Source organism: Streptomyces apricus (assembly GCF_008369065.1).
Taxonomy (GTDB): domain Bacteria; phylum Actinomycetota; class Actinomycetes; order Streptomycetales; family Streptomycetaceae; genus Streptomyces; species Streptomyces apricus.
In genome coordinates, this window is record NZ_VDFC01000046.1 from 923,234 (window position 1) to 946,713 (window position 23,480).

Sequence of the window (23,480 nt, forward strand, 5' to 3'; positions counted from 1 at the left end):
GACTTCGCCCCCGCCAGCACCCGCCCCCGCGAGGCCCGGTACCCGTCCCACGCGTCCATCGACATCCGGGAGGGCGAGGTCAGGTCGAACTTGCGCTGGGAGAAGATGACCTGCTGCGGGACGACGTTCCACAGCGCCTGCGAGTCCCGCCACCCGTCGATCAGCCACCGCTCCTGCGTCGCACCGGTGATGGTGCGCGCCGGGTCGTCCGACTCGGGCCCGGGCACGTCCGCCCCGTCCCCGTACGCCTGGTCCGAGCGGTACTGCCGGGTGTCGAGGATGTCGAACTGCGCGAGCTGGCCCCAGTGCAGCCGCCGGTACAGCTGCATGTCGGGGCCCTCGGGCCGCTGCGGGCGGCGCAGCGGCAGGTTCTCCCAGTAGCTGCGGTACCCGGCGGCGCGGCGCAGCAGGAACTCCTCCGGCGGTACGGAGTTCTCCGGTATGTCGTCCGCGTAGTTGTTCTCCACCTCGTGGTCGTCGGAGGTGACCACGAAGGGGTGCGCGGCGTGCGCGGCCTGGAGGTCGGGGTCGGTCTTGTAGAGGGAGTACCGCAGGCGGTAGTCCTCCAGCGTGATCGTCTCGTGGTTGAAGAGGTCGGGCAGCACGCGGTCGGTGTAGTTGCGGGCGCCGCCCACGGAGTCGACCGCGTACTCGTAGAGGTAGTCGCCGACGTGGAAGACCATGTCGACGTCGTCCTCGGCGAGATGGCCGTACGCGGTGTAGTACCCGTCGTGGTAGGCCTGGCAGGAGACCGCGGCCAGCCGCAGCTCGTCGACGCGCGCGCGGGACGAGGGTGCGGTGCGGGTGCGCCCGGCCGGGCTGATCCAGCTGCCCACCTTGAAGCGGTAGTGGAAGACGCGGTCGGGGTCGAGGTGGCCGACCTCGACGTGCACGGAGTGGTGGAACTCGGGGTGGGCGATGGTCGTCCCGCGTCTGACGACGTGCTTGAACCGTTCGTCGCGGGCCAGTTCCCAGCGGACGGTGACGCGTTCGGCCGGCAGTCCCGAGTCGGCCTGGTACGGGGTCGGCGCGAGCCGCGTCCACAGCAGTACGGAGGTGGCCTGCGGGTCACCGGAGGCGACGCCGAGCGTGAACGGGTTCTCGGTGATCCTCGCCGGATCGAGCTCGGCGGCGCCCGCCACGCCCGCGGTCGGCAGGTTGGTGGCGAACGCGAGCGCGGCGGCCGCCGCGCTGAAGGTGAGGAAGTGCCGGCGTCCGGCGTGACGGCGTCCGAAGTGACGGGCGGCGGCGCGGAGTTCGGGGGCGTGCTGCGACGGTTGCTGGCGGCCTGCGGGTGACATGGGCCCTCCCCTGGCGGATGGTGTACGAGGCATTGGAGTGGCCAGGGTCAACGGTGGGCTGTCGGGTACACAACACCCAGATGTCGGACGCATGAGTTCCACATGGCGGATACGGCGGATTGCCGACCCCCCTCCCGTACGCTGCGGGCCCATGGAAGCCAACGCAACGAAGATCGCCGTCGTGACGGGCGCGGGCTCGGGGATCGGCCGCGCCGTGGCCGTGGAACTGCTGCGCACCGGTTGGTCGGTGGTGCTGGCCGGGCGCCGCGCCGAGCGGCTGGAGGAGACGGCGGCGCTCGCGCGGGCCGTCCTCGCCGAGGGATCACCCGGCGACACCGGAGAAGGGGCCGGGAAAGACGGCACGTCGTCGTGCGTGCGCACCGACGTCTCGCGGCCCGACGAGGTGGCCGCGCTCTTCGCCGCCGTGCGCGAGCGGTTCGGGCGGCTGGACCTGCTCTTCAACAACGCCGGGACGTTCGGCCCCGGGGGCGTGCCCTTCGAGGAACTGCCCTACGACGCCTGGCGGCACGTGGTCGGCACGAACCTGGACGGGGCGTTCCTGTGCGCGCAGGCGGCCTACCGGCAGATGAAGGAGCAGGATCCACAGGGCGGGCGGATCATCAACAATGGCTCGATCTCGGCGCATGCGCCCCGGCCGCACTCGGTGGCGTACACGGCGACCAAGCACGCGCTGACCGGCCTGACGAAGTCGCTGTCGCTGGACGGGCGTCCATACCGGATCGCCTGCGGGCAGATCGACATCGGGAACGCGGCGACCGACATGACGGAGCGGATGCGGTCGGGCGTGCTGCAGGCGAACGGGGAGGTGGCGGTGGAGCCGGTGATGGACGTCGCGGACGTCGCCCGGACCGTGCGGCACATGGCGGAGCTGCCCCTGGAGGCGAACGTGCAGTTCGCGACGGTCCTGGCCAGCGCGATGCCGTTCGTGGGCCGGGGCTGACCCGCACCTCCTCCGCGATCTGCACAAATGGAAGTGATAGTTCCGGTTCATTCCGGGTGCTGAGGGGCATATGCTCGTCTCTCCTCCACCAGAACTTCACACTTGGAACGCAGGCCTTCCGTGCCACATCCGGGGGGGAGGAGGCAGCCGTTCCGGGCGCCGGGCGGGGGGATCCCGCGCAAGCGGGATCAGGGCCCGGCACCCGGAACGGCTGCCCCATAAAGCACTCCTCGACCACCCCCGCACCACCCGATCGGCGGCGCGGCCGCGGGCGCGGACCACCGTTCGGTGCGACGGTGGGCGGGTGCACACGGGCCGGCAGGGTCCATGCGCGCACGGACATGCGAGGAGTGACCGGGACCGTGGCCTCTTTCGACCGACGCGATCTGGGACTGCTGCTGCTCCGCCTCGGTACGGGCGGAGTCCTGGCGGCCCACGGGGCGCAGAAGCTCTTCGGCTGGTTCGGCGGTGGCGGCCTCGCCGGTACCGCCGAGTTCATGGAGTCGATCGGGTACGCGCCCGGGAAGGCGAGCGCCACCGCGGCGGGCCTGGCGGAGACGGGCGGCGGCACGCTCCTGGCGCTGGGCCTCGCGACCCCGGCGGCGGGCGCCGCGGCGGCCGGGGCGATGGTGGGCGCTTCCGCGGTCCACGCCCCGAACGGCTTCTTCGCGCAGAACGGCGGCTACGAGTACGCGGCATCGCTGGGCCTCACGGCGGCGGGCCTGGCCGTCACGGGCCCCGGCCGGATCTCCCTCGACCACGCCTTCGGCCACCGGTTCGACCGCGGCTGGATGGTGCCGGTCGCGCTCGCCGGGACGGCCGCCGCGACCCTGGCGGTGGTGGGCGCGCGGCAGGCACGGGTGCGCCGGCAGCAGGAGGGCGAGCAGGAGCGGCTGTTCGACGAAGAAGGCGCGACGCACCACGCGTAGCCCTCGGGCAGTCTTGATCCCATGAGCGACGACGATCCGGACGATTCCCGGGAGTCCGGCGCACGGGACGCCCACGGCGCCCACGGTGCCCGTGGCGCCCACGCTGCCCGCGGTGCCGGCGACGCGCCGGAGAAGACCCCCGACGGGCATCACGTCGTCATCAAGGGGCGGAAGTGGCGGGCCACCGACCCGTCCCTCCCCGAGGACGTCTCGGCCCGTCTGCGCAAGCACCTCATGGCGGCGCGCCGCGCGGTGCGCTCGGCGACCACCGCGGGCGACGAGCGGGCCGAGCGGGACGCCCGCTCCCGCGTACAGCACGCGAAGGTCGCGCTCGGGGAACGCGGTACGCCCTGGTGGGAGCAGTCGGAGGCCCAGCGCCGGGAGCGCTGGGAACACCACCTGGCCGCCCTCGACGCCATCGCCCCGCCGGCCCGGAAGGACCACCAGGAAGAGGGCTAGAGGCGTAGAGACCTAGAGGGCGAGAGGGCTATAGGGCTGAGGCGGGGCCTACGCGGACGCGCGGGTGAACCGGAGCGTCGACGTCACCGTCGTCAGGCCCCCCATCATGCCCAACTGGTTCAGGCTCAGGCCGAACTGGTTGCGGTCCACCGTGAACTGCGTGGTCAGCGTGACCGCGTCGGCGTCCGACTCGGTGACCGTGGCGGTGGCGGACTGCGGCCGGCTCACACCGCGGACGGTCAGTTCACCGCTGATCGCGACGGTGTCGTCCTGGCGGAGCGCGGCGTCGTGGACGGCGAAGACGACGGTCGGGTGCCGCTCGGCGTCGAAGAAGTCGGGACCGTGCAGGTGCGTGTCGCGCTTGGTGTTCTTGGTGTCCAGCGACGCGGCGGCCAGGGTGACGGTGCCGCTCGCACTGCCGTCCGGCTGGACCTCGCCCTGACCGGCGACCTCGCCGAAGACGCCCTTCACGGTGACCAGACCCCACATCGTCCTGTGCTTGATCGCGACGGTGGAGCGGGTGGCGTCGAGCTGCCACAGGCCGGTTTTCACGGCGACGGTCATGGGAGTTCTCCTGACGGGTGCGGTCGGACGGATCAGTAATCCAAATTTGGATGACCCTGGGACGACCACACGCTAGCGGGTCATCCAAAAATGAACAACCGGTAGACTGAGCCATCATGACCGACCCTTCCGGCTCCCCCGCCCCCGTCGAGCCGCCCGGAGACGGTCTGCTGCCGGCGGAACTGCGGTCCTGGATGCGGTTGCTGGCGGCGGCCGGGGCGATCGAGCAACAGCTGCGCGCCCGCGTGAAGGACTCCATGGGGGTCTCGCACGAGGAGTTCCTGCTGCTGTGCCTGCTGGCCGACCAGCCCGGCACCAGCCTGCGCATGACCCGGATCGCGGAGCTGCTGGGCCGCCCGAAGACACGGCTGACCTACCAGGTGGCCTGTCTGCAGCACGCGGGCCTGGTCACCAGGAACTCGGCGTGCGGCGACCGGCGCGGCATCGAGGTGGCCCTCACGGAGAAGGCCCGCCTGCTGCTGAGCGAGTCCACGGGCCCACTGGCCGACGCCGTCTCGCAGGCCATCGCCCGTACGGCGTGCGCCCAGCGGTTCACCGAGCTGCACGACCTGCTGCCGTCGATCCCGGACACCCACGACCACGGCGACCACCACGGCCATGGTGACCAGCACGGCCATGGCGACCGTGGCGACCAGCACGGCTGCGGCGGTTCCGCCGGCTGACACGGCCCCACCGCCGCCGCACACTCCCCCACCGAGGACCGAGGAGCGCGGGCCCCGTCCATTGCACGGCCCGCGCTCCACACATTAAGTTACCGACAGGTAGCCCTTTCGGTGAGGAGTCACCATGCCGACGCTCGACCGCCGCGACGACGTCTTCGTGCTCGACCTGGGAGACGGGGAGAACCGTTTCCACCCCGACTGGCTCACGGCCGTCGGCGCCGCGCTGGACGAGGTCGAGAAGGCGGAGGGCCCGCGCGCCCTGGTGACCACCGCCACCGGCAAGTTCTGGTCCAACGGCCTGGACCTGGACTGGCTGCTGGCCCACGCCGACGAGTACGAGGAGTACGTCGTCGGCGTGCACGAGCTGTTCGCGCGGACGCTGGCCCTGCCCCTGGTCACCGTGGCCGCCCTGCAGGGGCACACCTTCGCGGCCGGCGCGATGTTCTCCCTGGCGCACGACATCCGCGTGATGCGGGCCGACCGCGGCTTCTGGTGCCTGCCGGAGACCGACATCGACATCCCGTTCACACCGGGCATGTCCGCGCTGATCCAGTCCCGGCTCTCCCCGCGCACGGCCCACGAGGCGATGGTCACGGCCCGGCGCTACGGGGGCGAGGACGCCCTGGCCGCCGGGCTCGTCGACCACACGGCGACGGAGGACTCCGTACGCGCGACGGCGCTGGAACTCGCCCGGGCCCAGACCTCGAAGGCGGGTCCCACGCTGGGCACCGTCAAGTCCCGTATGTACGCGCCGGTGCTGGCCTCCCTGCGCGACCGGGACAACCCGATGGGCTGACCCCCACGACGGGCCGGGGCACGGCGGAACGCGCCCCTCCAGCCACCCGGGCGAACGTTTCTGTTCGTAGTCGCACAGCTACCCGCCCGCCTCACCGGTGACGGGCGGGACTGCTGCTGCGCACGATCTGTGCCGCCGCTCACACACCCGCCGGTAACCCTTGCCGCCACCCCCTGAGCTGGGGACTCTGCCGCTCATTCGGTTCTGGACCTTGGGGGTTGCAGTGACGTGTCCGAAGTGCCGGTCGTCGAACGTGCAGCGGCTGCGCGGGTACTGGGAGGACCTGCCCGCGGAATCGCCGAACCGCCGCCGGTTCGCACCGCCGGACGAGCCGGGCGTGCAGCCGGTCGTGGCGCTGCTCGCGGTGATCGTCGGCATCGCGGCGACCGTGTCGGGTGAGGTACTGGCGGGCCTGGGCATCACGGTGGCCGGCCTGGTGTGGGCCGCGGTGCTGCAACGGCAGGTGACGGCCTACCGGCTGTCGCTCGCCGAGTACGACGCATCCGTGATCTGCCTGGCGGAGTACTACGTGTTCGCGTGAGCGTGACAGCGGCGCCCCCGGTCCGGGGTCATGGACCGGGGGCGTTCGTCTGCCCCGCGGACGCTTCGAAACATTCGAAGCACACCCTCGCCGTGTCCGGTCCTTTCCGGTCATCTGTCGATCACCCGATGAAGCCGATCTCGCAAAACAGGCAACCATCAGCGATAACCCCTCTCACCCTCCCCTGCCTCCAGGACGAATGTTTCGCCACCGTGAACGAAACTATTGACGCTTGACGGGTCCAGGTCAACACTGTTCGACCACACACCCCCTGGCATACGGAGGGAACCCGCAGATGGACCTCACCCCCGCACAGCCGAACCGCAGGCAGGCCTGCGCCCTGCTGCTGGGTGCCGCGACCGCGCTGGCCCTGCCCGGCACCGCGCACGCCGACACGGTCGTCACCACCAACCAGACCGGCACGAACAACGGCTACTACTACTCGTTCTGGACCGACGCCCAGGGCACGGTCTCGATGAACCTGGGCTCCGGCGGCTCCTACGGCACCACCTGGCGGAACACCGGGAACTTCGTCGCCGGCAAGGGCTGGAGCAACGGCAGCCGCCGGACCGTGCGTTACTCGGGTTCCTTCAACCCGTCGGGCAACGCCTACCTCTGCCTCTACGGCTGGACGTCCAACCCGCTCGTGGAGTACTACGTCGTCGACAGTTGGGGCAGCTGGCGGCCCACGGGGACGTACAAGGGCAGCGTCACCAGCGACGGCGGCACGTACGACCTCTACCAGACCACCCGGTACAACGCCCCGTCCGTCGAGGGCACGAAGACCTTCAACCAGTACTGGAGCGTCCGGCAGTCGAAGCGCACCGGCGGCAGCATCACCACCGGCAACCACTTCGACGCCTGGGCGCGGGCGGGCATGCCCCTCGGCAACTTCAGCTACTACATGATCCTCGCGACGGAGGGCTACCAGAGCAGCGGCAACTCCAGCATCACGGTGGCGTCATGAGGCCCCGGACCCGGGCTCGGGCCCAGGCCCGGATGAGGCCCCGGATCCGCCTCGCGTCACGCAGCCTGACGACGGCGCTGGCAGCCGTGGCGCTGACCGCCGCGGGCACGCTCGCGGCCGGCTCCGCCCCGGCGCAGGCCGCCGGCGCCGCCGCCTGCAACGGCTACGTCGGACTCACCTTCGACGACGGCCCGTCCGGCAGCACCCCCGCCCTGCTCGACGCGCTCAGGCGCAACGGGCTGCGGGCCACGATGTTCAACCAGGGCCAGTACGCCGCCGCCAACCCCTCCCGGGTACGGGCCCAGGTGGACGCCGGCATGTGGGTCGGCAACCACAGCTACACCCACCCGCACCTGACCCAGCTCGGCCAGGCGCAGATCGACGCGGAGATCTCCCGGACCCAGCAGGCGATCGCGGCCGGGGGCGGCGGTACGCCGAACCTGTTCCGGCCGCCGTACGGCGAGACCAACGCGACGGTGAAGGCGGTCGCGGCCAGGTACGGCCTGACCCAGATCATCTGGGACGTGGACTCGCAGGACTGGAACAACGCCAGTACGGACGCCATCGTGCAGGCCGCCGGACGGCTCGGCAACGGCCAGGTCATCCTCATGCACGACTGGCCCGCCAACACGCTGGCCGCGATCCCGCGCATCGCCCAGACCCTGACCGCCAAGGGCCTGTGCGCCGGCCGGATCTCCCCGCAGACGGGCCGCGCGGTGGCGCCCTGACGCGGAGCTCCGGATGCGAGGGCTCCGGGCGCGGGGCTCCGGACGCGAAGCTCCGGACGCGAAGCTCCAAAGACAGGAGAGGCGGCCGGGGCGGCCGCACGGCCTAGCCGGTGTGCGGCGTACGCACTCCGACCCGGCTGTCAGCGGATTCCTCGCCCCGGCCGTCGAGCAGCTCGCGCAGGGTGTCGGCGTCCGTGTGACCGAGGGCGTCGAGGATCCGCAGTGCCTCGTCCCACGCCCGGCGTGCTTCCCCGGGCGAGGTCACCGCGAGCGCCTCACCCCGGTGGATGAGGGTGTCGGCGGTCAGCGAGGCGTCGTGGAGGGCCCGGTAGTGGGCGAGCGCCCGGTCGAAGGCCTCCAGGGCCTCGTCGGGCCGGCCGAGGCGGTGGTGTGCGACGCCCATGGTGTCCCAGGCCGCCGCCTCGATGTTCCGGTTGCCGGACCGCGCGGCGATGCGGACCGCGCGGTGGCAGTCCTCCAGCGCCTCCTCGTACTCGTGCAGGAGGAGGCGGGTCCAGGCGACCTCGTTGGTGACGCTCGCGATGCCGACGTAGGCGCGCGTGCCCGTGTAGAGGGAACAGGCGATCTTGTACTGCGCCAGGGCCTCGCGGTGGTCCTGCCGGGCGTTCGCCAGGAACGCCAGGTAGCGGTGGGTCAGCGCGGTGAAGGGCACGTCCCCCCTCGCGGTGAACAGCTCCAGCGCCTGCTCCAGGTGCCGGGCGCCCCGGGCGTGGTCGTTCGTCCGGATGCGGGCGAAGCCGAGGACGCGGTGCATGTGCGCCTCGCCCTCGCCCTCGGTCTCGCCGAGCCGCTGGGCGCCGGTGAGCGCCGCGGTGTGGAGCGCGATCTGCTCCTCGCGGCGTCCGCGCCGGTCGAGGACGAGTTCGAGGGTCGCGGCCAGGCGCCAGGCGTGCGCGCCCGTGCCGTGGTCGCTGTCCCGGGTGATGACCGCCTCCAGCGCGGGCATCTCCCGGGCCAGCCACTTCGCCGCCCCGTCCGTGTCGGTGAACTCCACGACCTGCGTACCGGCCGCCGCCGGGGGCAGGGCGAGCGGTTCCCGGTGCGTGTACAGGTGGGTGGCCGCGCCGCGCGCGCTGTGCAGGTAGTGGTCGAAGAGCCGGCGGCGGGCGTCCTCGCGCGCCTCGGGGGCGTCCTCGGCGAGGGAGAGCTCCTGGCTGAAGGTCCGCAGCAGTTCGTGGGAGCTGTAGAGGCCGGGGGCGGGTTCGTTCCACAGGCTGGCCCGGGTGAGCTCGGACAGCACGGGGCCCACCTCCCTGGGCGTCAGGCCCGTGAGGCTGGCCACCGCCTGCGGCGAGACGCCGTGCGGCGGGCACATCCACAGCAGCCGGAAGGCTCCGGCGGCCGCCGGGGTCAGCGTGCGGTACGACCAGGAGAAGACGGAGCGCGGGTCGGTGGCCGGGTCCCCGACGGCGAAGACGCCGAGGTCGTCGCGGCTCTCCGCGAGCTCCGCGGCGATGTCGGCGAGCGGCACCGCCGCGCGGCCCTCCGCCCGTGCGCACACGACGGCCAGGGCGAGGGGCAGCCGCCCGCACTGCCCGGCGATGGCGAGCGCCGCCTCTCGGTCCGTCGCGACGCGCTCCTCCCCCAGCCGCTTCGCCATGAACTCCAGGGACTCGGTGACGGTGAGGAGGTCCAGGCGCAGGGAGCGCGCCCCGTGGGAGGCGACGAGTCCGGGCATCTGCTCGCGGCTGGTGATCACGGTGAGGCACGTCGGCGTCCCCGGCAGCAGGGGGCGCACCTGTTCGGCGCTGCGGGCGTTGTCCAGGACCACCAGGATGCGGCGCCGCGCCAGCAGGCTGCGGTACAGGGCGGTCTGCCCGTCGAGGCTCGGGGGGACGTTCTCGCCCGGTACGCCGAGCGCTTCCAGGAAGTGACGGAGCGCGGTGGAGGGGGCGAGCGCGGCTCCCGTCAGGTCGTACCCGCGCAGGTCGACGTACAGCTGTCCGTCGGGGAAGTGGTGGGCGTTGCGGTGCGCCCAGTGCAGGGCGAGCGTGGTCTTGCCCACGCCGGGCGCGCCGCCGATGGCGCTGATGACGACGGCCTCCGGCGCGCCGCCGCCGGCCGGCAGCAGGCCGCGCAGCCACTCCAGCTCCGCCCGGCGGCCGGTGAACGCGTACAGGTCGGCGGGGAGTTGGGCGGGGCGTACGCCCGGGGAGGTCGCGTCGCCGAGGGCGGCGGCGAACGGGACCGCCGGGCCACCCGAGGCAGCCGTGATAGCTGTGGTGGCGGTGGTGGTCGAGGCGGCTGTGACGGTGGTGGCAGCCGTGGCGTCGGGGTGCGTCCGTGTCGCGGGGGCGACGGTGCCGCGCAGCACGCGGATCTGCGCGTCGCGCAGGTCGGGACCGGGGTCCACGCCCAGCTCGTTCGCGAGCCGGGACCGGACGGCCTGGTAGTGGTCCAGCGCCCGCGCCGACTGCCCCTCGGCGGCGAGGACCAGGACGAGCCGTGCCTGGAGGTACTCGTTCAGGGGGTCGCTCTCCGCCGCCTGCCGCAGCAGCGGGAGCACCCGGTACGTCTGTCCCGCGGCCAGTGCCGCGTCCGCGGCGTCCCTGGCCGCGTGCAGGTACTCGGCGTCGACCCCGGCGAACACCGGATGCGCACGCGCCGTGCGGGGCAGGCCGGCCGCGGTGCGCCCGAGCCACAGGGAGAGCGCCCGGACGAACAGGCCGGTGGCCTGGGCCGGTCTTCCCGCGGTGGCGGCGGCGTGCGCCTGCTCGCGCAGCCCGCGGAACTCCAGGAGGTCCAGCGCCCCGTCCGCGACGTCCAGCCGGTAGCCGCCGCCGGCGCGCACCAGGACACGGGCGGCGGCCCGCTGCGTCAGCTCCGGTTCGAGCAGCCGCCGCAGGGCACCGACGTGGCGGTGGACGACGTTGACGGCGTGCTCGGGCGGTTCGTCGTCCCACAGGGCGTCCAGGATCTGGTCCAGCGGCACCGGCCGTCCGGCGTGCACCAGGAGCAGCGCCAGCACCGAGCGCTGCTTGGGCGGCCCCAGGCTCAGCTCGGTCGCCCGCCGCCAGGCCCGTAGGGGCCCGAGCACCGAGAAGCGCAGTGCGGCGTCCGCGGTGGGCTGGTGTTCGGCGCTCACCTGGGGTCCTTCCTCTGAACAGGGGTCGGCCGAGCGGTGCTCAGCGATTCACGTGTGGGTACGGGTCGGGCTGCCGGAATCCTCACCCGGTTTCCTCCGCATGGCACGGTGGTGACGGAACACGGACGTTCCGTACGCGATCCCGACATCCACCGCCCCGCGCCCGCCGATTCCGCACATGCGGAAGGGCCCCACTGCGAACAGCGGGGCCCTTCACCAGGGGTGGAACCGGTAGGTCAGTACCCGAGCACCGCGCGCCGCCTGCGCAGGGCGCGGAGCGCCAGGTGGCGGCGTGAACTCACCGTGCCCGGCGGGACGCCCAGGATGCGGGCGGTCTCGTCCACGGTGCATCCGTAGAGGTAGAGGCAGACGAGCACGTTCCGGTGCTCCGCCGAGACGCCCCGCAGCAGGGAGACGGCCTCCATGGACGCGTGGGCCGGTTCGGTGTGGTCCTGCTGCGCCGGTTCCTCGGTGTCGGTGGCCACCGTCTCGTAGCGTGCGTGGGCACTGCGCGAACGGTCGATGATCAGGTTGCGCGCGACCTTGAGCAGCCAACCGCGTACGGAGCCCTCCTGGTTGAGGAGTCTGTCCGCGTGGCGCCACGCCCTGATGAACGTCTCCTGGACGATGTCCTCGGCGAGGTGGTGGTCCGAGAGCAGCTTGTGCGCGTAGGCGAGGACCGCGTCCCGGTGCTGCTCCACGAGGTCGTCCACGTCGTCCGGGGCCGGGAAGGAGGTGGTGGGAGCGGTGCCCGCAAGTAGCGTCGTCATGGTGGCTGGTTCCTGCTTCTCTGTCGCACCGGTACTCCGTCGGTCCGGGCAGGCGGGGGCTGCCCTGGACGCGGAGCACACGGGGAGGGATCACGATTCGGAACCGACCGTAGACAGCGGGCGGTGCCGAAAAAGTGACGGCCGGGGCTGCCCGACCGTCACTTTTTCGGCACACGACACACGGCACACGGCACACGGCCTGACACCCGATGCCCCTCTGCTCCTGCCCCTCACCCCTTAGCGGCGGGCACGGTCTTCCCGCGATCGCTGCGGGGAATGTCCGCCTTGATGGCGAACCAGGTCCCGCCCACGCCCTGCCCATTGATGTCACCGGGCTTCTCGTCGCCCTTGAAGGTGTACGCGGGCCAGCAGTTGAAGGATTCCTGCTTGCGCCCGTCCGGCGTGGTGAAGGTGAACAGGACACTGGGGTCGAGCCCCGCGGCCTTCGCCTGCGCGGCGGTGACGGGCCCGGCGGGCGTCCACTTCTCCCGGCACTTCGCGTCGCACGCGGTCTTCATGGGCCAGGGCGTGTCCTTGGTGAACAGGTACAGCGTGCGGCCGTTCCCGTCCTGGAGCACCGGCCCGAGATCGGGACTCTTCAGAACCCCGAGGGCGGGCCGTACACCGTCCGCATCGCTGCTCTCCGGAACCGCGGCCCCGGAGCTGAGCGGCATGGCAGGCTCCTCGACCACTTCCAGCGTGATCTGCGGCGACGGCCCCGAGCCGGCCTTCGCCGCACCGTCCGCGCCGGGGCGTTCGGCTCCACAGCCGGTGAGCGCGAGGCCAACCACCAGGGCGCCGGCGGCGGCGACGAGACCGGCCCTACGGTCATGCGTATCCATGGTCATCCGGTGCCTCACTGGGTGGCGAGGAAGAGGTAGTCGGCGGTGTAGGGCACCCGGGCCGTGGGGTGGGTGTTGACGTCGCAGTTGCCGGCGGGAGCGACGCCGCCCCCGGTGTTGAGCCGCAGGACGACCTTCGTCTTGGCGAGGAGCCCCTTGTCCGCGCCCGTCTGCGTGGCGCGCAGGAGGAGTTCGGGGATGTTGCCCTCGCCGTTGTCGAACTTGTTGACGACGGCGCCGGTGACGGAGGAGCCGTCGGGCGCGATCCACTGCGGCGGGCCGGTGGGGCCGGGCTTGGCGAAGGTGTGGTCGATGTCGCCCTGGAGAGTGGCGTCGACGTTGTCCTGGGTGAAGGCGTACGTGCCGTCGGGCTGCTTGGTGCAGGCGTAGACCTGGGACCCCTTGACGACACTGCGCAGGACCGAGTTCCGTACGGTCTCCGGCAGGTTGACGCTGCCGGGCAGGGCGAACGCCTGGCCGCGGACGGCGCCGCCGGGGAACTCGCCGGTGTGCAGGTTGAAGTAGAAGTTCTCGGGGTGGGCCTTGATGTCCTTGAGGAGGGCTGCGTCCTTGACCTTGACGGTGCCGTAGACGTGCGAGCTGCCGTCCTTGAGCTTCTCGGTGAAGAACGGGATCTTGACGTCGCCGTTGACGCCGCGGCCGCCCTGGTGGAGGTGGGCCAGCGTCGGAGTGTCCGTACCGGTCCAGGCGAGCGCGAAGGACACGTCCTGCCCCTGGATCCGCATGAGCGCGACGGCCCGCCCGTCCTTGTCCCCGACCGCGGGCTTGCCCTCGACGGCCACCTCGTTGTCTCCGGTGAGGACGGAGGCGAAGAAGGTGGCCCCGGCGGCGTCCTCGCCGTAGCGCCCGATGGCCCCGGCGGCCTGGGCACTCCCGTGCCCGCCGTCGGAAGAATGCCCTTCGTTCCCGCTCGCGGCGAGGTCGTCACCGTTGCAGGCGGTGAGCATCAGCGCACCGGCCACGGCGGACGAGACGATCAACGCGAAACGCTTGCTGCTGTTCATGAGGTGGTGCCTCCCCGTAGCTGCCACCGCGGCTCCCCGCGGCCTGACACCCGAAACACGGACCGGCCCCGCCCCCAGGGTCACCCGGTGACAGTCCTGAGACGTTCCCGGGACGGGGTGGGGCCGGGTGGGGCCATTGGGGAGGCCGCTCCGGAGGGGTCGGCACACACCTTGCACCCTGCTGGAGCAGGAAGAAGGCAGACGAGTCGGGCTGTACGCCGGGTTCTGTCGCCCGGCTGCCTCGCGGCGGCCGGGGAGACGGCCATCCATCTAGGGCCGGCGTTGCCGCCGACCTCGTGCGGTCTACCCGCGGACTCGGGCGGGCAGCCCTCGAACGTCCGCGCAGAGCGCTTTTTACAGCGGCTCCTTTTGACCTTGCTCCGGGTGGGGTTTACCTAGCCGCCTGAGTCACCTCAGGCGCTGGTGGTCTCTTACACCACCGTTTCACCCTTACCCGGGACCGAGGTCCCGGGCGGTCTGTTTTCTGTGGCACTGTCCCGCGGGTCACCCCGGGTGGCCGTTAGCCACCACCTTGCCCTGTGGAGCCCGGACGTTCCTCGGGAAGCGCCCCGAAGGGGCTTCACGCGGCCGTCCGCCCGGCTCGTCTGCCGTGCCGACCATGCTACCGGGTACCACCGGACACGCTTGACCCTGCCGCGGCGTCAACGTTTCTACTGGGGGCATGCGGATCGGAGAGCTTGCCGTCGCCGTCGGTGTCACGACGCGGGCCGTGCGGCACTACCACCACCTCGGGCTGCTGCCCGAACCCGAGCGGCGCCCCAACGGCTACCGCGACTACGGGCTGCGGCACGCCGTCGCGCTCGCCCGGATCAGGCGGCTGACCGAGCTGGGGCTCGGACTCGCCGAGGTCCGCGACGTCCTCGCGGAGGACGCCGGTCGTGATCTTGCCGAGGTGCTCGAAGAGCTCGACGGCGACCTCGCGCGGCAGGAAGCGGCGATCCGGGCCCGGCGGCTGCGGCTGCGCGCCCTGCTCGACGCCGATCGGATGCCGGCCGAGGGGCCCGTGTCCCCTGAGCTTGCCGACTTGTTCGGTCGGTTGGCTATGGATCCCGAACCGGCCATCGCTGCCAAGGACCGGGAGATGATCGCCCTGCTGGAGACCGTCGCGGGCCCCGAGGACCGGGAGCAGCTGCTGACCGCGCTGCGCGCCGTCGCCGATGTGCCGGGTGCCCCGGAGCGGGCGCACGCGGCGTACGCGCTGCTCGACGCGCTCGCCGACGCCGACCCCGCCGACCCCCGTGTCGGGGAGGCCGCCGTCGCCCTCGCCGACTGCCTCCCCGACGAGGCACTGGCGGGCCTGGGCCTCGCCCGGCTCGACCCGGACGGGCCCGAGGCGAACGGCAGCGCCGGTTTCATGAGCGCCTTCCTCGACGACTTCCCGCCCGCGCAGTCCGCGGCGGTGTTGCACGCGATCCGGCTGCTCGTACACCGGGCGCGCGGGGAGCGTGTGCGGTGAGGGTTCTGCGGGGGCTCCTCGTTCATGAAACGCGGCTGCTGGGGAGCATCGGCCGGTGGGTCGGCCGGCGTCCGCACGGTGTCGGGCGAGGGGCGGGGAAGGCCTTCGGGTACGCGCGGGGGCAGGGCGCGATGATGTTCGGGTTCGGGTTCGTGTGCGTCCTGGAGAGCGCCTGCATGGCGGTGCTCCTGCGGAACCATCCCGCCGTGCACCGCGTCGTGCTCGTCCTCGACGTCTACACGCTGCTCCTCGTCGTCGGCCTGCATGCCGCTTCCGTGACCCGTCCGCACGTCCTCGGCAACACCGCCCTGCGTATCCGTCGGTCCGCCCACGTGGACCTGCGCGTCCCGCTCGCCTCGATCGTCTCCGTGCGGCGCGAGCTCGTGACCACGCATGAACGGGGCGAACGGGGTAGCGACCGGCTCGATCTCGCCGTGGGCGCGCAGACCACCGTCACGCTGGAGCTGTCCGTTCCGGTGCGGTACCGGCCCCTTGTCGGGCGGCCCAGGGACGTACGGCTGATCCGGTTCCACGCCGATGAGCCGGAGGCCCTGGTGCGTGCCGTCCGGGACCGTGTGCAGGGTTCCGTGGGCGTCCGCGCCGGGGACCGGACGGGCGACGGTACGCCGTAGGCTGGCGGGTGCTCTTCGTGCGTACGTGCCGAGGGCCCCGTATCCCCCGTACCGAAAGCTCCAGGGAGAACCGCCGTGCTCGTGTTGCTGCCGCCGTCCGAAGGAAAGGCTCCCTCCGGGCGGGGCGCGCCGTTGAAGCCGGAGTCGCTGTCGCTGCCCGGGCTCGCCGGGGCGCGGCAGGCGGTCCTGGACGAGCTCGTCGAGCTGTGCGCGGCCGACGAGGAGAAGGCGCGCGAGGTGCTGGGACTGAGCGAAGGGTTGCGCGGGGAGATCGCGAAGAACGTGGAGTTGCGGACCGCGGGGGCTCGGCCCGCCGGAGAGATCTATACGGGTGTGCTGTACGACGCCCTGGACCTGGCCTCGCTCGATGCCGTGGCCAAGCGGCGGGCCGCGCGGTCGCTGCTCGTCTTCTCCGGGCTCTGGGGTGCGGTCCGGGTGACGGACCGGATTCCTTCGTACCGCTGCTCGATGGGTGTGAAGCTGCCGGGGCTCGGTGCGCTGGGGGCTCACTGGCGGGCCCCGATGGCCGTCGTGCTGCCCGATGCGGCGGGGACCGGTCTCGTACTGGACCTGCGGTCTTCGGCGTACGCGGCGGCGTGGAAGCCGAAGGGGGAGGTCGCGGAGCGGACGGCGAGCGTACGGGTGCTGCACGCGCCGACCCGCAAGGTCGTCAGCCACTTCAACAAGGCGACCAAGGGGCGGATCGTGCGGAGCCTCATGGAGTCCGGGGCCGAGCCGTCGGGGCCCGCGGAGTTGGCTGAAGCGTTGCGGGATCTTGGGTACGTCGTAGAGACGGCGGGGGTGGCGGGGGCCGGCAAGGTTCGGATGCTGGATGTGCTCGTGGACGAGGTGCACTGACGTTCCCGGGACGCCCGCCTTCAGCTTCGTTGCAGTGTGCGCAATGGGCTTTGCGGAGAGTGCTCGGCGCGGGCAGGATGTGGGCATGGTCTCGCCCTCGCCCTCGCCTTCGTTCTCGTCTTCCTTGTCGTCGCTTCCTTCCGTGCTCGAACTCGCGCCCGTCGTGCCCGTGGTCGTCGTCGAGGACGTCTCCGACGCCGTTCCGCTCGCGCGGGCGCTCGTCGCGGGCGGGCTGCCCGCGATCGAGGTGACGCTCCGGACGCCCGTGGCGCTCGACGCGATCCGGGCGATCTCGGACGCGGTGCCGGACGCGGTGGTCGGGGCCGGCACGGTCATCTCGCCCGGTCAAGTGGCTGACTCCGTGGCCGCCGGGGCGCGGTTCCTCGTCAGCCCGGGGTGGACGGATGCGCTGCTGGACGCGATGCGGGGGTCCGGGGTGCCGTTCCTGCCCGGGGTGTCGACGACCTCGGAGGTCGTGGCGCTGCTGGAGCGGGGTGTCACCGACATGAAGTTCTTCCCGGCGGAGGCGGCCGGTGGCACTGCGTACCTGAAGTCGCTGGGCGGGCCGCTTCCGCAGGCCCGGTTCTGCCCGACGGGGGGCATCGGTCCCGCGGTCGCCCCGGAGTACCTGGCGCTGCCCAACGTGCTCTGTGTGGGCGGGAGTTGGATGCTTCCCGCTGATGCGGTGGCGGGTGGGGACTGGGCGCGGGTGGAGGAGCTGGCCCGGGAGGCCGCGGGGCTCGTCCCCTAGCCCCGGCCCCGTAAGGGGCGCGGGGAACTGCGCGGCCTGCCCGCACCGGTCCGCGGTCGACGCGCCCGCGGTCGACGCCGACGCCGACGCCGCGGCTCAGCGCAGCGCGGCCGTGTCGTTGAGGAGGCGGACGCTCGCGTTGCCGTCCCCGTAGTACGCCACCGACGACAGCGAGGCCGCCGACAGTTCCATGCGGAACAGTGACTCGGGCGGTGCGCCCAGGGCCAGCCGTACGAGGGTCTTGATCGGCGTGACGTGGGAGACGACCAGTACGGTGTGGCCCTTGTGGGCCGCGAGCAGTTCGTCGCGGGCCGCCGCCACGCGGTGGGCGACCGCGGCGAAGCTCTCGCCGCCGCCGGTGGGTTCGGCGTCGGGGGACGCGAGCCAGGCGTCCATGTCGGCGGGGTGGCGTTCGCGGACCTCGGCGAAGGTGAGGCCTTCCCAGGCGCCGAAGTCCGTTTCGCGGAGGCCGTCGTTCGTGTGGACGTCCAGGCCCAGGCGGGCGGCCACGATGTCCGCGGTTTCGCGGCAGCGGGCGAGGGGGGATGTGGCGATGGTCTGTACGGTGGCCCGTTCGGCCAGTTCGTCGGCGACGCGGTGTGCCTGGTGGCGGCCTGTTTCCGAGAGCGACGGGTCGGTTCCTCCGCTGCCCGAGAAGCGCTTCTCGGGGGTGAGGGGGGTTTCGCCGTGGCGGAGGAGGACGAGGGTGGTGGGCGTGCCCAGGTCTGGAGGGCGCTTGGTCATGTCGGGCCGCCGTGGGTGTGAGGCCGTCTGTTCGGTGACGGTTGGTGGGGGCTGGGTGCGCAGTTCCCCGCGCCCCTGAGGTGAGTGGGGGTGCGGTCGTCCGGTTGGTGGCCGTCCGCCGTGGCTACGCGCGCCGTTCCCCGCGCCCCTGAGGTGAGTGGGGGTGCGGTCGTCGGGTCTCTGACCGTTCGTCGTGGTTGCGCGCGCCCGTTCCCCGCGCCCCTGGGGTGAGTGGGGGCTGCTGTCGTCCGGCCTCTGACCGTTCGTCGTGGCTGAGCGCGCCGTTCCCCGCGCCCCTGGGTGAGTCGGGGCGCGGGTGGGGGTCGGGTTACAGGCCCGATTCCGATGTGCGGACCAGGATGCGGCGGCAGTTCTCGCAGCGCAGGACCGCGTCGGGGGCCGCCGCCTTCACCTCGTTGACCTCGGTGATGTTGAGCTCCAGGCGGCAGCCCTCGCAGCGGCGCTGATAGAGGCGGGCCGCGCCGACGCCGCCCTGCTGCTCGCGCAGCTTCTCGTACAGCTTGAGCAGGTCGGCGGGGACGGAGCCCGCGACGACCTCGCGCTCCTTCGTCAGCGTCGCGCTCTCGCCGTCGAAGCTCTCGTAGGCCGCGTCCCGGCGGCCCGTCGCGTCGTCGATCTTCGACTGGACGGACGAGACCCGCCCGGTCAGCTCGGCGACCCGCTCCTGCGCGGACTCGCGGCGCTCCATGATCTCCAGGACGACGTCCTCCAGGTCACCCTGGCGCTTGGCGAGCGAGGTGATCTCGCGCTGGAGGTTCTCCAGGTCCTTGGGGGACGTGACGGCTCCGGAGTCCAGGCGCTGCTGGTCGCGCACGGCGCGCTGGCGCACCTGGTCGACGTCCTGCTCCGCCTTGGTCTGCTCGCGGGAGCAGTCGCTCTCCTCGGTCTGCGCGGCCACGAGCAGGTCGCGCAGCTGCGTGAGGTCCTTGTTCAGCGACTCGATCTCGGCGTGCTCCGGCAGCGACCGCCGCTTGTGGGCGAGCTGCTGCAGGCGGGCGTCCAGGGACTGGACGTCGAGGAGTCGGATCTGGTCGGCGGGCGCGGCGTTCAGTTGGGGGCTCCAGGTGAAGGGGAGTGGAAGGTCCACGGGTCGGTGACCGTCTTCGAGACGTGGACCCGCAGGCCCCAGCCGTGACGGTCGGAGATCTCGTCGAGCTGGGCTGCGGCCAGCTCGCACCAGGGCCACTCGGTGGCCCAGTGCGCCGCGTCGAGCAGCGCGAGGGGGTTCTGGGCGCGGGCCTCGGACACCGGGTGGTGGCGCAGGTCCGCGGTGAGGAAGGCGTCCACGCCCGCGGCGCGCGCGTCGGCGAACAGGCTGTCGCCGGAGCCGCCGCTGACCGCCACGGTCCGTACCAGCGCCTCCGGATCACCCGCCACCCGGATGCCCTGCGCCGTCGCGGGCAGCCGCTCCGCGGCACGCGCGGCGAACGCCCGGACCGTCAGCGGGGGGTCCAGTTCGCAGACCCTGCCCAGACCGCGACGGCCCTCCGGGTCGGCCGGGTCGGGCACCAGGGGGCGTACGACCCTGAGGTCCAGCGCGCCGGCGAGGGCGTCGCTCACCCCCGGGTCGGCGCGGTCGGCGTTCGTGTGGGCGACGTGCAGCGCGATGCCGTTCCTGATGAGGGTGTGCACGGCGCGGCCCTTGAAGGTCGAGGCCGCCACCGTCGTCGTACCGCGCAGGTAGAGGGGGTGGTGGGTGACCAGCAGGTCCGCACCCAGCTCCACCGCCTCGTCCACGGTCTCCTGGACCGGGTCGACGGCGAACAGGACACGGGAGACCTCCTGGTCGGGGTCTCCGCAGACCGTCCCGACCGCGTCCCACGACTCCGCGCTCCCGGGGGGCCAGAGGGCGTCGAGGGCGGCGATTGCTTCAGACAGACGGGGCACGTACAAAAGGCTACCTGCCCCGCGCCCCCGTCCCACCGGCCGCTCCGGTGACGATCCGGCCCAGGGGGCGGGTCCGTCCGCGGGCGGGCCGGACCGTACGCACCCGGCGTCCCCCGCAGCACACGCGCCCCCGTTCCCACGGGCGAACCGGAAGTCGGCCACTCTTATGTGTGAAGCGGTTGCCTGCGGGTCCCACGACTGTGCGTGCGAAAACTAGTTTCGTCGCCGGAGGTGACCGAACGATGGCGGCCTGTGCGATCAAGTCCGCGGCGGCGTCCGGGAACGGCAACGACAACTACAACGGCCTCTGCCCTCGTCTCCCCGCCCGCCTGCGGCCCCGTCTCCGCCCGCGCGAMCACGTCCGCCGTCATACGGGTCCGGGCGCGCGGGCAGATCACGTTCGCCGTGACGCCGTATTTCGCGAGCGCCAGCGCCGTGGAGGTGGTGAGGCCGACGATCCCGCCCTTCGCAGCGGCGTAGTTGGGCTGCCCGGCGGAGCCCGCGAGGAACGCCTCCGAGCTGGTGTTCACGATCCGCCCGTACACCGGCGCGTCCGCCGCCTTGGACCGCGAACGCCAGTACGCGGACGCGAAGCGGGTCGTGTTGAAGTGGCCCTTCAGATGGACCCGGATCACCGAGTCCCACTCGTCCTCGGACATCGAGAAGACCATCCGGTCGCGCAGGATGCCCGCGTTGTTGACGAGGACGTCCAGCCGGCCGAACTCCGCGACCGCCGACTCGACGAGCCGGCGCGCCTGTTCGAGGTCGGCCACGTCCCCGGTGTGCGCGACCGCCCGGCCGCCGGCCGCCCTGATCTCGGCGGCGACCTCCTCGGCGGGCGCGGCCGACGCCTCGCCGGAGCCGTCGCGGCCGGGCTGCCCGAAGTCGTTGACGACGACGGCCGCACCGAGCCGGGCGAGTTCCAGCGCCTCGGCCCGGCCCAGACCGCGGCCCGCGCCCGTCACGACCGCCGCCCGTCCCTCAAGTGGCAGTGACATCGAAATCCCCTCGACTCGGCCGGCGGTGGCAGTGGCAGTGATGGCGACGGTGACAGTGATGGTGATGGCGATGGCGACGGTGACAGGCAGTCGGCGGTGGCCTCAGATCTCGATGCATGTCCGCAGCGCCACGCCCGTGCGCATCTGGTCGAGCGCCTCGTTGATGTCCTCCAGCGGCACCCGGTGCGTGATCAGGCCCTCCAGGTCGACGCGGCCCGCCCGCCACAGGGCGACGGTCCGCTCGTACGACCGCAGGACGTCCCCTCCGCCGTACATGGACGGCAGGATCCGCTTCTCGTCGAAGAACAGCTCGAACATGTTGAGCTGCAGGAAGTCGTCCATGGCGCCCGCGCCGACGACGACCAGCGTGCCGCCGCGGCGGGTGTGGTCGTACGCCGTGCGGGCGGTGGCGGAGCGGCCGACGACCTCGAAGACGTAGTCGAAGCCCTCGCCCGCGGTCAGCGACTGCTTGGCGTCGGGGAGTTCCTCGGGCGCGACGGCCCGGGTGGCGCCGAACCTCAGCGCGGCCTCGCGGCGCGAGGGGACGGGGTCGACGGCGACGATCTCCGCGGCGCCCTTGAGCCGGGCGCCCTGGATCGCGCTGATGCCGACGCCTCCGCACCCGATGACGGCGACCGACGAACCGGCCTGCACGTCGGCGGTGTTGAGGGCGGCGCCGAGCCCCGTGGTGACCCCGCAGCCGATGAGGGCGGCGATGTCGAAGGGCACGTCGTCCGGGATGGGCACCGCGCAGCCCGCGTCGACGACGACCTCCTCGGCGAAGGTCCCGGTGCCCGCGAAGCCGAAGAGGTCGGAGGAGCCGCCCTCGATCTGCGTGCCGCGCGCGAAGTTGGGGGTGCCGGCGTTCATGAACCCGGCGAGGCACAGCTGGGTCTGCCCGCGCTTGCAGGCGGCGCACTCCCCGCACGCGGGCAGCCAGCAGACGACGACCCGGTCGCCGGGCCGTACGTTCGTGACGCCCTCGCCGACCTCGACGACCTCGCCGGCGCCCTCGTGCCCGGGGACGAAGGGCGCCGGCTGCGGCAGCACCCCGGCCATCGCCGAGAGGTCCGAGTGGCACAGGCCGGTGGCCCGCACCCGGATCCGCACGCGGCCGGGACCGAAGCCCTTCGTCGCGATGTCGTCGAACACCTCCAGCTTGTCCTGGCCGATCTCCTGCAGTACGGCTGCGCGCATGGTGCGGCTCCCCTCGGAAACGACGTACGTACGGCACCCGGGCGCACCTGGCCGGCGCCCGGTGTGCCCGGCGCTCAGGTGTGCTCGACGACGGTGTCGGTGAGGACCGGCGCGTCGTCCCGGTCGGCCGCGCCCACCGCCACCCGGACCCTGCCCTCCTCCCGCCACAGACGGACGCGCAGGGTCTCGCCCGGGTACACCACCCCGGCGAAGCGGGCGGCGTAGGAGCGGACCCGGGCGACGTCGCCGCCGAGCACGGTGTCCACGACCGCCTTCAGCGTCATCCCGTACGTGCACAGCCCGTGCAGGATCGGCCGGTCGAAGCCGGCGAGCTTGGCGAACTCGGGGTCGGCGTGCAGCGGGTTCAGGTCGCCGGAGAGGCGGTAGAGGAGCGCCTGGTCCTCGCGGACCGTGCGCTCGACCGTCCGGTGCGGCGCGCCCGCCGGCGGTTCGGCGCGGGTGGAGGGGCCGCGGTCGCCGCCGAAGCCGCCCTCGCCGCGTACGAAGATCTGGGCGTCGCAGGTCCACAACGGGCCCGTGCCGTCGGCGACTTCGGTGCGCAGCACGAGGACGGCGGCCTTGCCCTTGTCGTACACGGCGGCGATCCGGGCGGTGGCCACCGCCTCGCCCTCGACGGGGATCGGCCGGTGCAGGGTGACGCTCTGGCCGCCGTGCAGGACGTGGGCGAGGTCGACGTCGACGCCCGGCATGGAGAGGCCGCTGATCACGCCCGGGGAGCCCGCGCCCGCGACGGTCGCGAAGCTCGGCAGGACGTGCAGCCGGGACTCCAGCGTGTAGCGCAGTTCGTCGGGGTCGGTCGCGGGCACGCCGGCGCCGAGGCCGAGGTGGTAGAGCTGGACGTCCTCGGGGCCCCAGGCGATCCCGGCCGTCCGGGGCGCGGCCGCGAGGGCCTGGGCAACGTCGATGGGCATGGGGCTCCTGACTGCCGGGCGGAAGACCTCGGTGCGGCCGTCCGCACCGTCGGCCGCACCGAGGTCGACTCTGGGCCGGGGAACCCGCCACCTGTTCTAGAACGCGTTCCAGTACCGGCGCCTTCTGTATAGCCGAGCCCCGGGCACATGGGAAGCCTCCTGACGCTGTGTCAGTTACCGTCCCCGGGGGCCCGGCGCAGGGCCCCGGCCGTGACTTTTGTCCTGCCCGGGTCCGTACATGCGCCTCTGCCGCGCCCGACTCCGTCTCCGTAGCGTCGTACCCATGACGAACACGGGGACGAGGGCGGGGG

Annotated in this window: 23 protein-coding genes, 1 other RNA gene and 1 pseudogene; 12 read left to right on the top strand and 13 right to left on the bottom strand. The window is 72.5% G+C overall.

Annotation, left to right across the window (positions count from 1 at the left end):
* A partial coding sequence (locus FGF04_RS24280) for an alkaline phosphatase D family protein (protein ID WP_149513814.1) occupies window positions 1–1,301 on the bottom strand: 1,301 nt, incomplete at its 3' end.
* A gap of 151 nt (window positions 1,302–1,452) precedes the next feature.
* On the opposite strand from FGF04_RS24280, the gene FGF04_RS24285 reads away from it, so the two are divergent.
* The 3 genes from FGF04_RS24285 (at window position 1,453) to FGF04_RS24295 (ending at window position 3,650) form a co-directional block, all read left to right on the top strand.
* Window positions 1,453–2,262, top strand: coding sequence for an SDR family oxidoreductase (locus FGF04_RS24285; RefSeq protein ID WP_149513392.1), 810 nt, complete (start codon window positions 1,453–1,455; stop codon window positions 2,260–2,262).
* Between the two features lie 362 nt (window positions 2,263–2,624).
* A complete protein-coding gene (locus FGF04_RS24290; RefSeq protein WP_149513393.1) occupies window positions 2,625–3,191 on the top strand; it encodes a DoxX family protein in 567 nt (188 codons plus the stop codon).
* A 159-nt stretch (window positions 3,192–3,350) separates the two neighbouring features.
* The gene (locus tag FGF04_RS24295) at window positions 3,351–3,650 is read left to right on the top strand and encodes a hypothetical protein (protein WP_149513815.1); all 300 of its coding nucleotides are present in this window, start codon (window positions 3,351–3,353) and stop codon (window positions 3,648–3,650) included.
* A 48-nt stretch (window positions 3,651–3,698) separates the two neighbouring features.
* Here FGF04_RS24295 and FGF04_RS24300 read toward each other — a convergent pair whose 3' ends face one another.
* Window positions 3,699–4,214: a YceI family protein gene (locus FGF04_RS24300; protein WP_149513394.1), complete on the bottom strand. Its 516-nt coding sequence runs from the start codon at window positions 4,212–4,214 to the stop codon at window positions 3,699–3,701.
* Between the two features lie 116 nt (window positions 4,215–4,330).
* Between FGF04_RS24300 and FGF04_RS24305 the strand changes: the two genes are divergently transcribed.
* The 5 genes from FGF04_RS24305 (at window position 4,331) to FGF04_RS24325 (ending at window position 7,929) form a co-directional block, all read left to right on the top strand.
* The gene (locus tag FGF04_RS24305; RefSeq protein ID WP_149513395.1) at window positions 4,331–4,897 is read left to right on the top strand and encodes a MarR family winged helix-turn-helix transcriptional regulator; all 567 of its coding nucleotides are present in this window, start codon (window positions 4,331–4,333) and stop codon (window positions 4,895–4,897) included.
* Window positions 4,898–5,021: 124 nt separating this feature from the next.
* Entirely contained in the window at window positions 5,022–5,693 is a 672-nt protein-coding gene (locus tag FGF04_RS24310; RefSeq protein ID WP_149513396.1) for an enoyl-CoA hydratase-related protein, read from the top strand.
* Between the two features lie 223 nt (window positions 5,694–5,916).
* Window positions 5,917–6,234: a hypothetical protein gene (locus tag FGF04_RS24315; protein ID WP_149513397.1), complete on the top strand. Its 318-nt coding sequence runs from the start codon at window positions 5,917–5,919 to the stop codon at window positions 6,232–6,234.
* Between the two features lie 295 nt (window positions 6,235–6,529).
* A complete protein-coding gene (locus tag FGF04_RS24320; protein ID WP_149513398.1) occupies window positions 6,530–7,201 on the top strand; it encodes a glycoside hydrolase family 11 protein in 672 nt (223 codons plus the stop codon).
* The gene (locus tag FGF04_RS24325) at window positions 7,198–7,929 is read left to right on the top strand and encodes a polysaccharide deacetylase family protein (RefSeq protein WP_149513399.1); all 732 of its coding nucleotides are present in this window, start codon (window positions 7,198–7,200) and stop codon (window positions 7,927–7,929) included. The genes FGF04_RS24320 and FGF04_RS24325 overlap by 4 nt, the downstream gene beginning before the upstream one ends.
* Before the next feature lie 103 nt (window positions 7,930–8,032).
* On the opposite strand, the gene FGF04_RS24330 is transcribed toward FGF04_RS24325, so the two are convergent.
* From FGF04_RS24330 to rnpB, 5 genes are all read right to left on the bottom strand, one after another.
* Window positions 8,033–11,035: an AfsR/SARP family transcriptional regulator gene (locus FGF04_RS24330; protein ID WP_235882462.1), complete on the bottom strand. Its 3,003-nt coding sequence runs from the start codon at window positions 11,033–11,035 to the stop codon at window positions 8,033–8,035.
* A 236-nt stretch (window positions 11,036–11,271) separates the two neighbouring features.
* On the bottom strand, window positions 11,272–11,805 hold the full coding sequence (locus tag FGF04_RS24335) for a sigma-70 family RNA polymerase sigma factor (protein WP_149513400.1): 534 nt from the start codon (window positions 11,803–11,805) through the stop codon (window positions 11,272–11,274).
* Window positions 11,806–12,035: 230 nt separating this feature from the next.
* Window positions 12,036–12,647, bottom strand: a complete 612-nt coding sequence (locus FGF04_RS24340; protein WP_188114202.1) for a hypothetical protein — start codon at window positions 12,645–12,647, stop codon at window positions 12,036–12,038.
* Window positions 12,648–12,661: 14 nt separating this feature from the next.
* Window positions 12,662–13,672: a CHRD domain-containing protein gene (locus FGF04_RS24345; protein WP_149513402.1), complete on the bottom strand. Its 1,011-nt coding sequence runs from the start codon at window positions 13,670–13,672 to the stop codon at window positions 12,662–12,664.
* Window positions 13,673–13,870: 198 nt separating this feature from the next.
* Window positions 13,871–14,276: RNase P RNA component class A (gene rnpB / locus FGF04_RS24350), an RNA gene on the bottom strand.
* Between the two features lie 78 nt (window positions 14,277–14,354).
* On the opposite strand from rnpB, the gene FGF04_RS24355 reads away from it, so the two are divergent.
* The 4 genes from FGF04_RS24355 to eda all read left to right on the top strand — a co-directional run bounded on the left by FGF04_RS24355 (window position 14,355) and on the right by eda (window position 17,390).
* Entirely contained in the window at window positions 14,355–15,149 is a 795-nt protein-coding gene (locus FGF04_RS24355) for a MerR family transcriptional regulator (protein WP_149513403.1), read from the top strand.
* Window positions 15,146–15,781 (top strand): hypothetical protein, encoded by a 636-nt coding sequence (locus FGF04_RS24360; RefSeq protein WP_235882463.1) that lies wholly within the window; start codon window positions 15,146–15,148, stop codon window positions 15,779–15,781. Before FGF04_RS24355 ends, FGF04_RS24360 begins: the two co-directional genes overlap by 4 nt.
* Before the next feature lie 75 nt (window positions 15,782–15,856).
* Window positions 15,857–16,639, top strand: coding sequence for a peroxide stress protein YaaA (gene yaaA / locus FGF04_RS24365; protein WP_149513404.1), 783 nt, complete (start codon window positions 15,857–15,859; stop codon window positions 16,637–16,639).
* Window positions 16,640–16,724: 85 nt separating this feature from the next.
* Window positions 16,725–17,390 carry a bifunctional 4-hydroxy-2-oxoglutarate aldolase/2-dehydro-3-deoxy-phosphogluconate aldolase gene (gene eda / locus FGF04_RS24370; RefSeq protein WP_149513405.1) on the top strand — a complete coding sequence of 222 codons (666 nt, stop codon included), beginning with the start codon at window positions 16,725–16,727 and terminating at the stop codon, window positions 17,388–17,390.
* Window positions 17,391–17,486: 96 nt separating this feature from the next.
* Here the strand turns inward: eda and FGF04_RS24375 are convergent.
* The 6 genes and pseudogenes from FGF04_RS24375 to FGF04_RS24400 all read right to left on the bottom strand — a co-directional run.
* Window positions 17,487–18,122, bottom strand: a pseudogene (locus FGF04_RS24375) (histidine phosphatase family protein); the annotation flags it as partial.
* A 340-nt stretch (window positions 18,123–18,462) separates the two neighbouring features.
* Entirely contained in the window at window positions 18,463–19,206 is a 744-nt protein-coding gene (locus tag FGF04_RS24380) for a zinc ribbon domain-containing protein (RefSeq protein ID WP_188114245.1), read from the bottom strand.
* Entirely contained in the window at window positions 19,203–20,042 is an 840-nt protein-coding gene (locus tag FGF04_RS24385) for a Nif3-like dinuclear metal center hexameric protein (protein WP_149513406.1), read from the bottom strand. The genes FGF04_RS24380 and FGF04_RS24385 overlap by 4 nt, the downstream gene beginning before the upstream one ends.
* Before the next feature lie 164 nt (window positions 20,043–20,206).
* Window positions 20,207–21,040: an SDR family NAD(P)-dependent oxidoreductase gene (locus FGF04_RS24390; protein ID WP_235882464.1), complete on the bottom strand. Its 834-nt coding sequence runs from the start codon at window positions 21,038–21,040 to the stop codon at window positions 20,207–20,209.
* A 102-nt stretch (window positions 21,041–21,142) separates the two neighbouring features.
* The gene (locus FGF04_RS24395; protein WP_149513407.1) at window positions 21,143–22,237 is read right to left on the bottom strand and encodes a Zn-dependent alcohol dehydrogenase; all 1,095 of its coding nucleotides are present in this window, start codon (window positions 22,235–22,237) and stop codon (window positions 21,143–21,145) included.
* 74 nt (window positions 22,238–22,311) lie between these two features.
* Window positions 22,312–23,169, bottom strand: a complete 858-nt coding sequence (locus FGF04_RS24400) for a MaoC/PaaZ C-terminal domain-containing protein (RefSeq protein ID WP_149513408.1) — start codon at window positions 23,167–23,169, stop codon at window positions 22,312–22,314.
* Window positions 23,170–23,480: the final 311 nt, after the last annotated feature.

Bases quoted from the DNA above. Each gene is read 5' to 3' on its own strand.
- FGF04_RS24285 (WP_149513392.1), top strand. From the start codon at position 1,453: ATGGAAGCCAACGCAACGAAGATCGCCGTCGTGACGGGCGCGGGCTCG.
- FGF04_RS24300 (WP_149513394.1), bottom strand. From the start codon at position 4,214: ATGACCGTCGCCGTGAAAACCGGCCTGTGGCAGCTCGACGCCACCCGC.
- FGF04_RS24305 (WP_149513395.1), top strand. From the start codon at position 4,331: ATGACCGACCCTTCCGGCTCCCCCGCCCCCGTCGAGCCGCCCGGAGAC.
- FGF04_RS24310 (WP_149513396.1), top strand. From the start codon at position 5,022: ATGCCGACGCTCGACCGCCGCGACGACGTCTTCGTGCTCGACCTGGGA.
- FGF04_RS24320 (WP_149513398.1), top strand. From the start codon at position 6,530: ATGGACCTCACCCCCGCACAGCCGAACCGCAGGCAGGCCTGCGCCCTG.
- FGF04_RS24325 (WP_149513399.1), top strand. From the start codon at position 7,198: ATGAGGCCCCGGACCCGGGCTCGGGCCCAGGCCCGGATGAGGCCCCGG.
- FGF04_RS24335 (WP_149513400.1), bottom strand. From the start codon at position 11,805: ATGACGACGCTACTTGCGGGCACCGCTCCCACCACCTCCTTCCCGGCC.
- FGF04_RS24340 (WP_188114202.1), bottom strand. From the start codon at position 12,647: ATGGATACGCATGACCGTAGGGCCGGTCTCGTCGCCGCCGCCGGCGCC.
- FGF04_RS24345 (WP_149513402.1), bottom strand. From the start codon at position 13,672: ATGAACAGCAGCAAGCGTTTCGCGTTGATCGTCTCGTCCGCCGTGGCC.
- FGF04_RS24355 (WP_149513403.1), top strand. From the start codon at position 14,355: ATGCGGATCGGAGAGCTTGCCGTCGCCGTCGGTGTCACGACGCGGGCC.
- eda (WP_149513405.1), top strand. From the start codon at position 16,725: ATGGTCTCGCCCTCGCCCTCGCCTTCGTTCTCGTCTTCCTTGTCGTCG.
- FGF04_RS24395 (WP_149513407.1), bottom strand. From the start codon at position 22,237: ATGCGCGCAGCCGTACTGCAGGAGATCGGCCAGGACAAGCTGGAGGTG.
- FGF04_RS24400 (WP_149513408.1), bottom strand. From the start codon at position 23,169: ATGCCCATCGACGTTGCCCAGGCCCTCGCGGCCGCGCCCCGGACGGCC.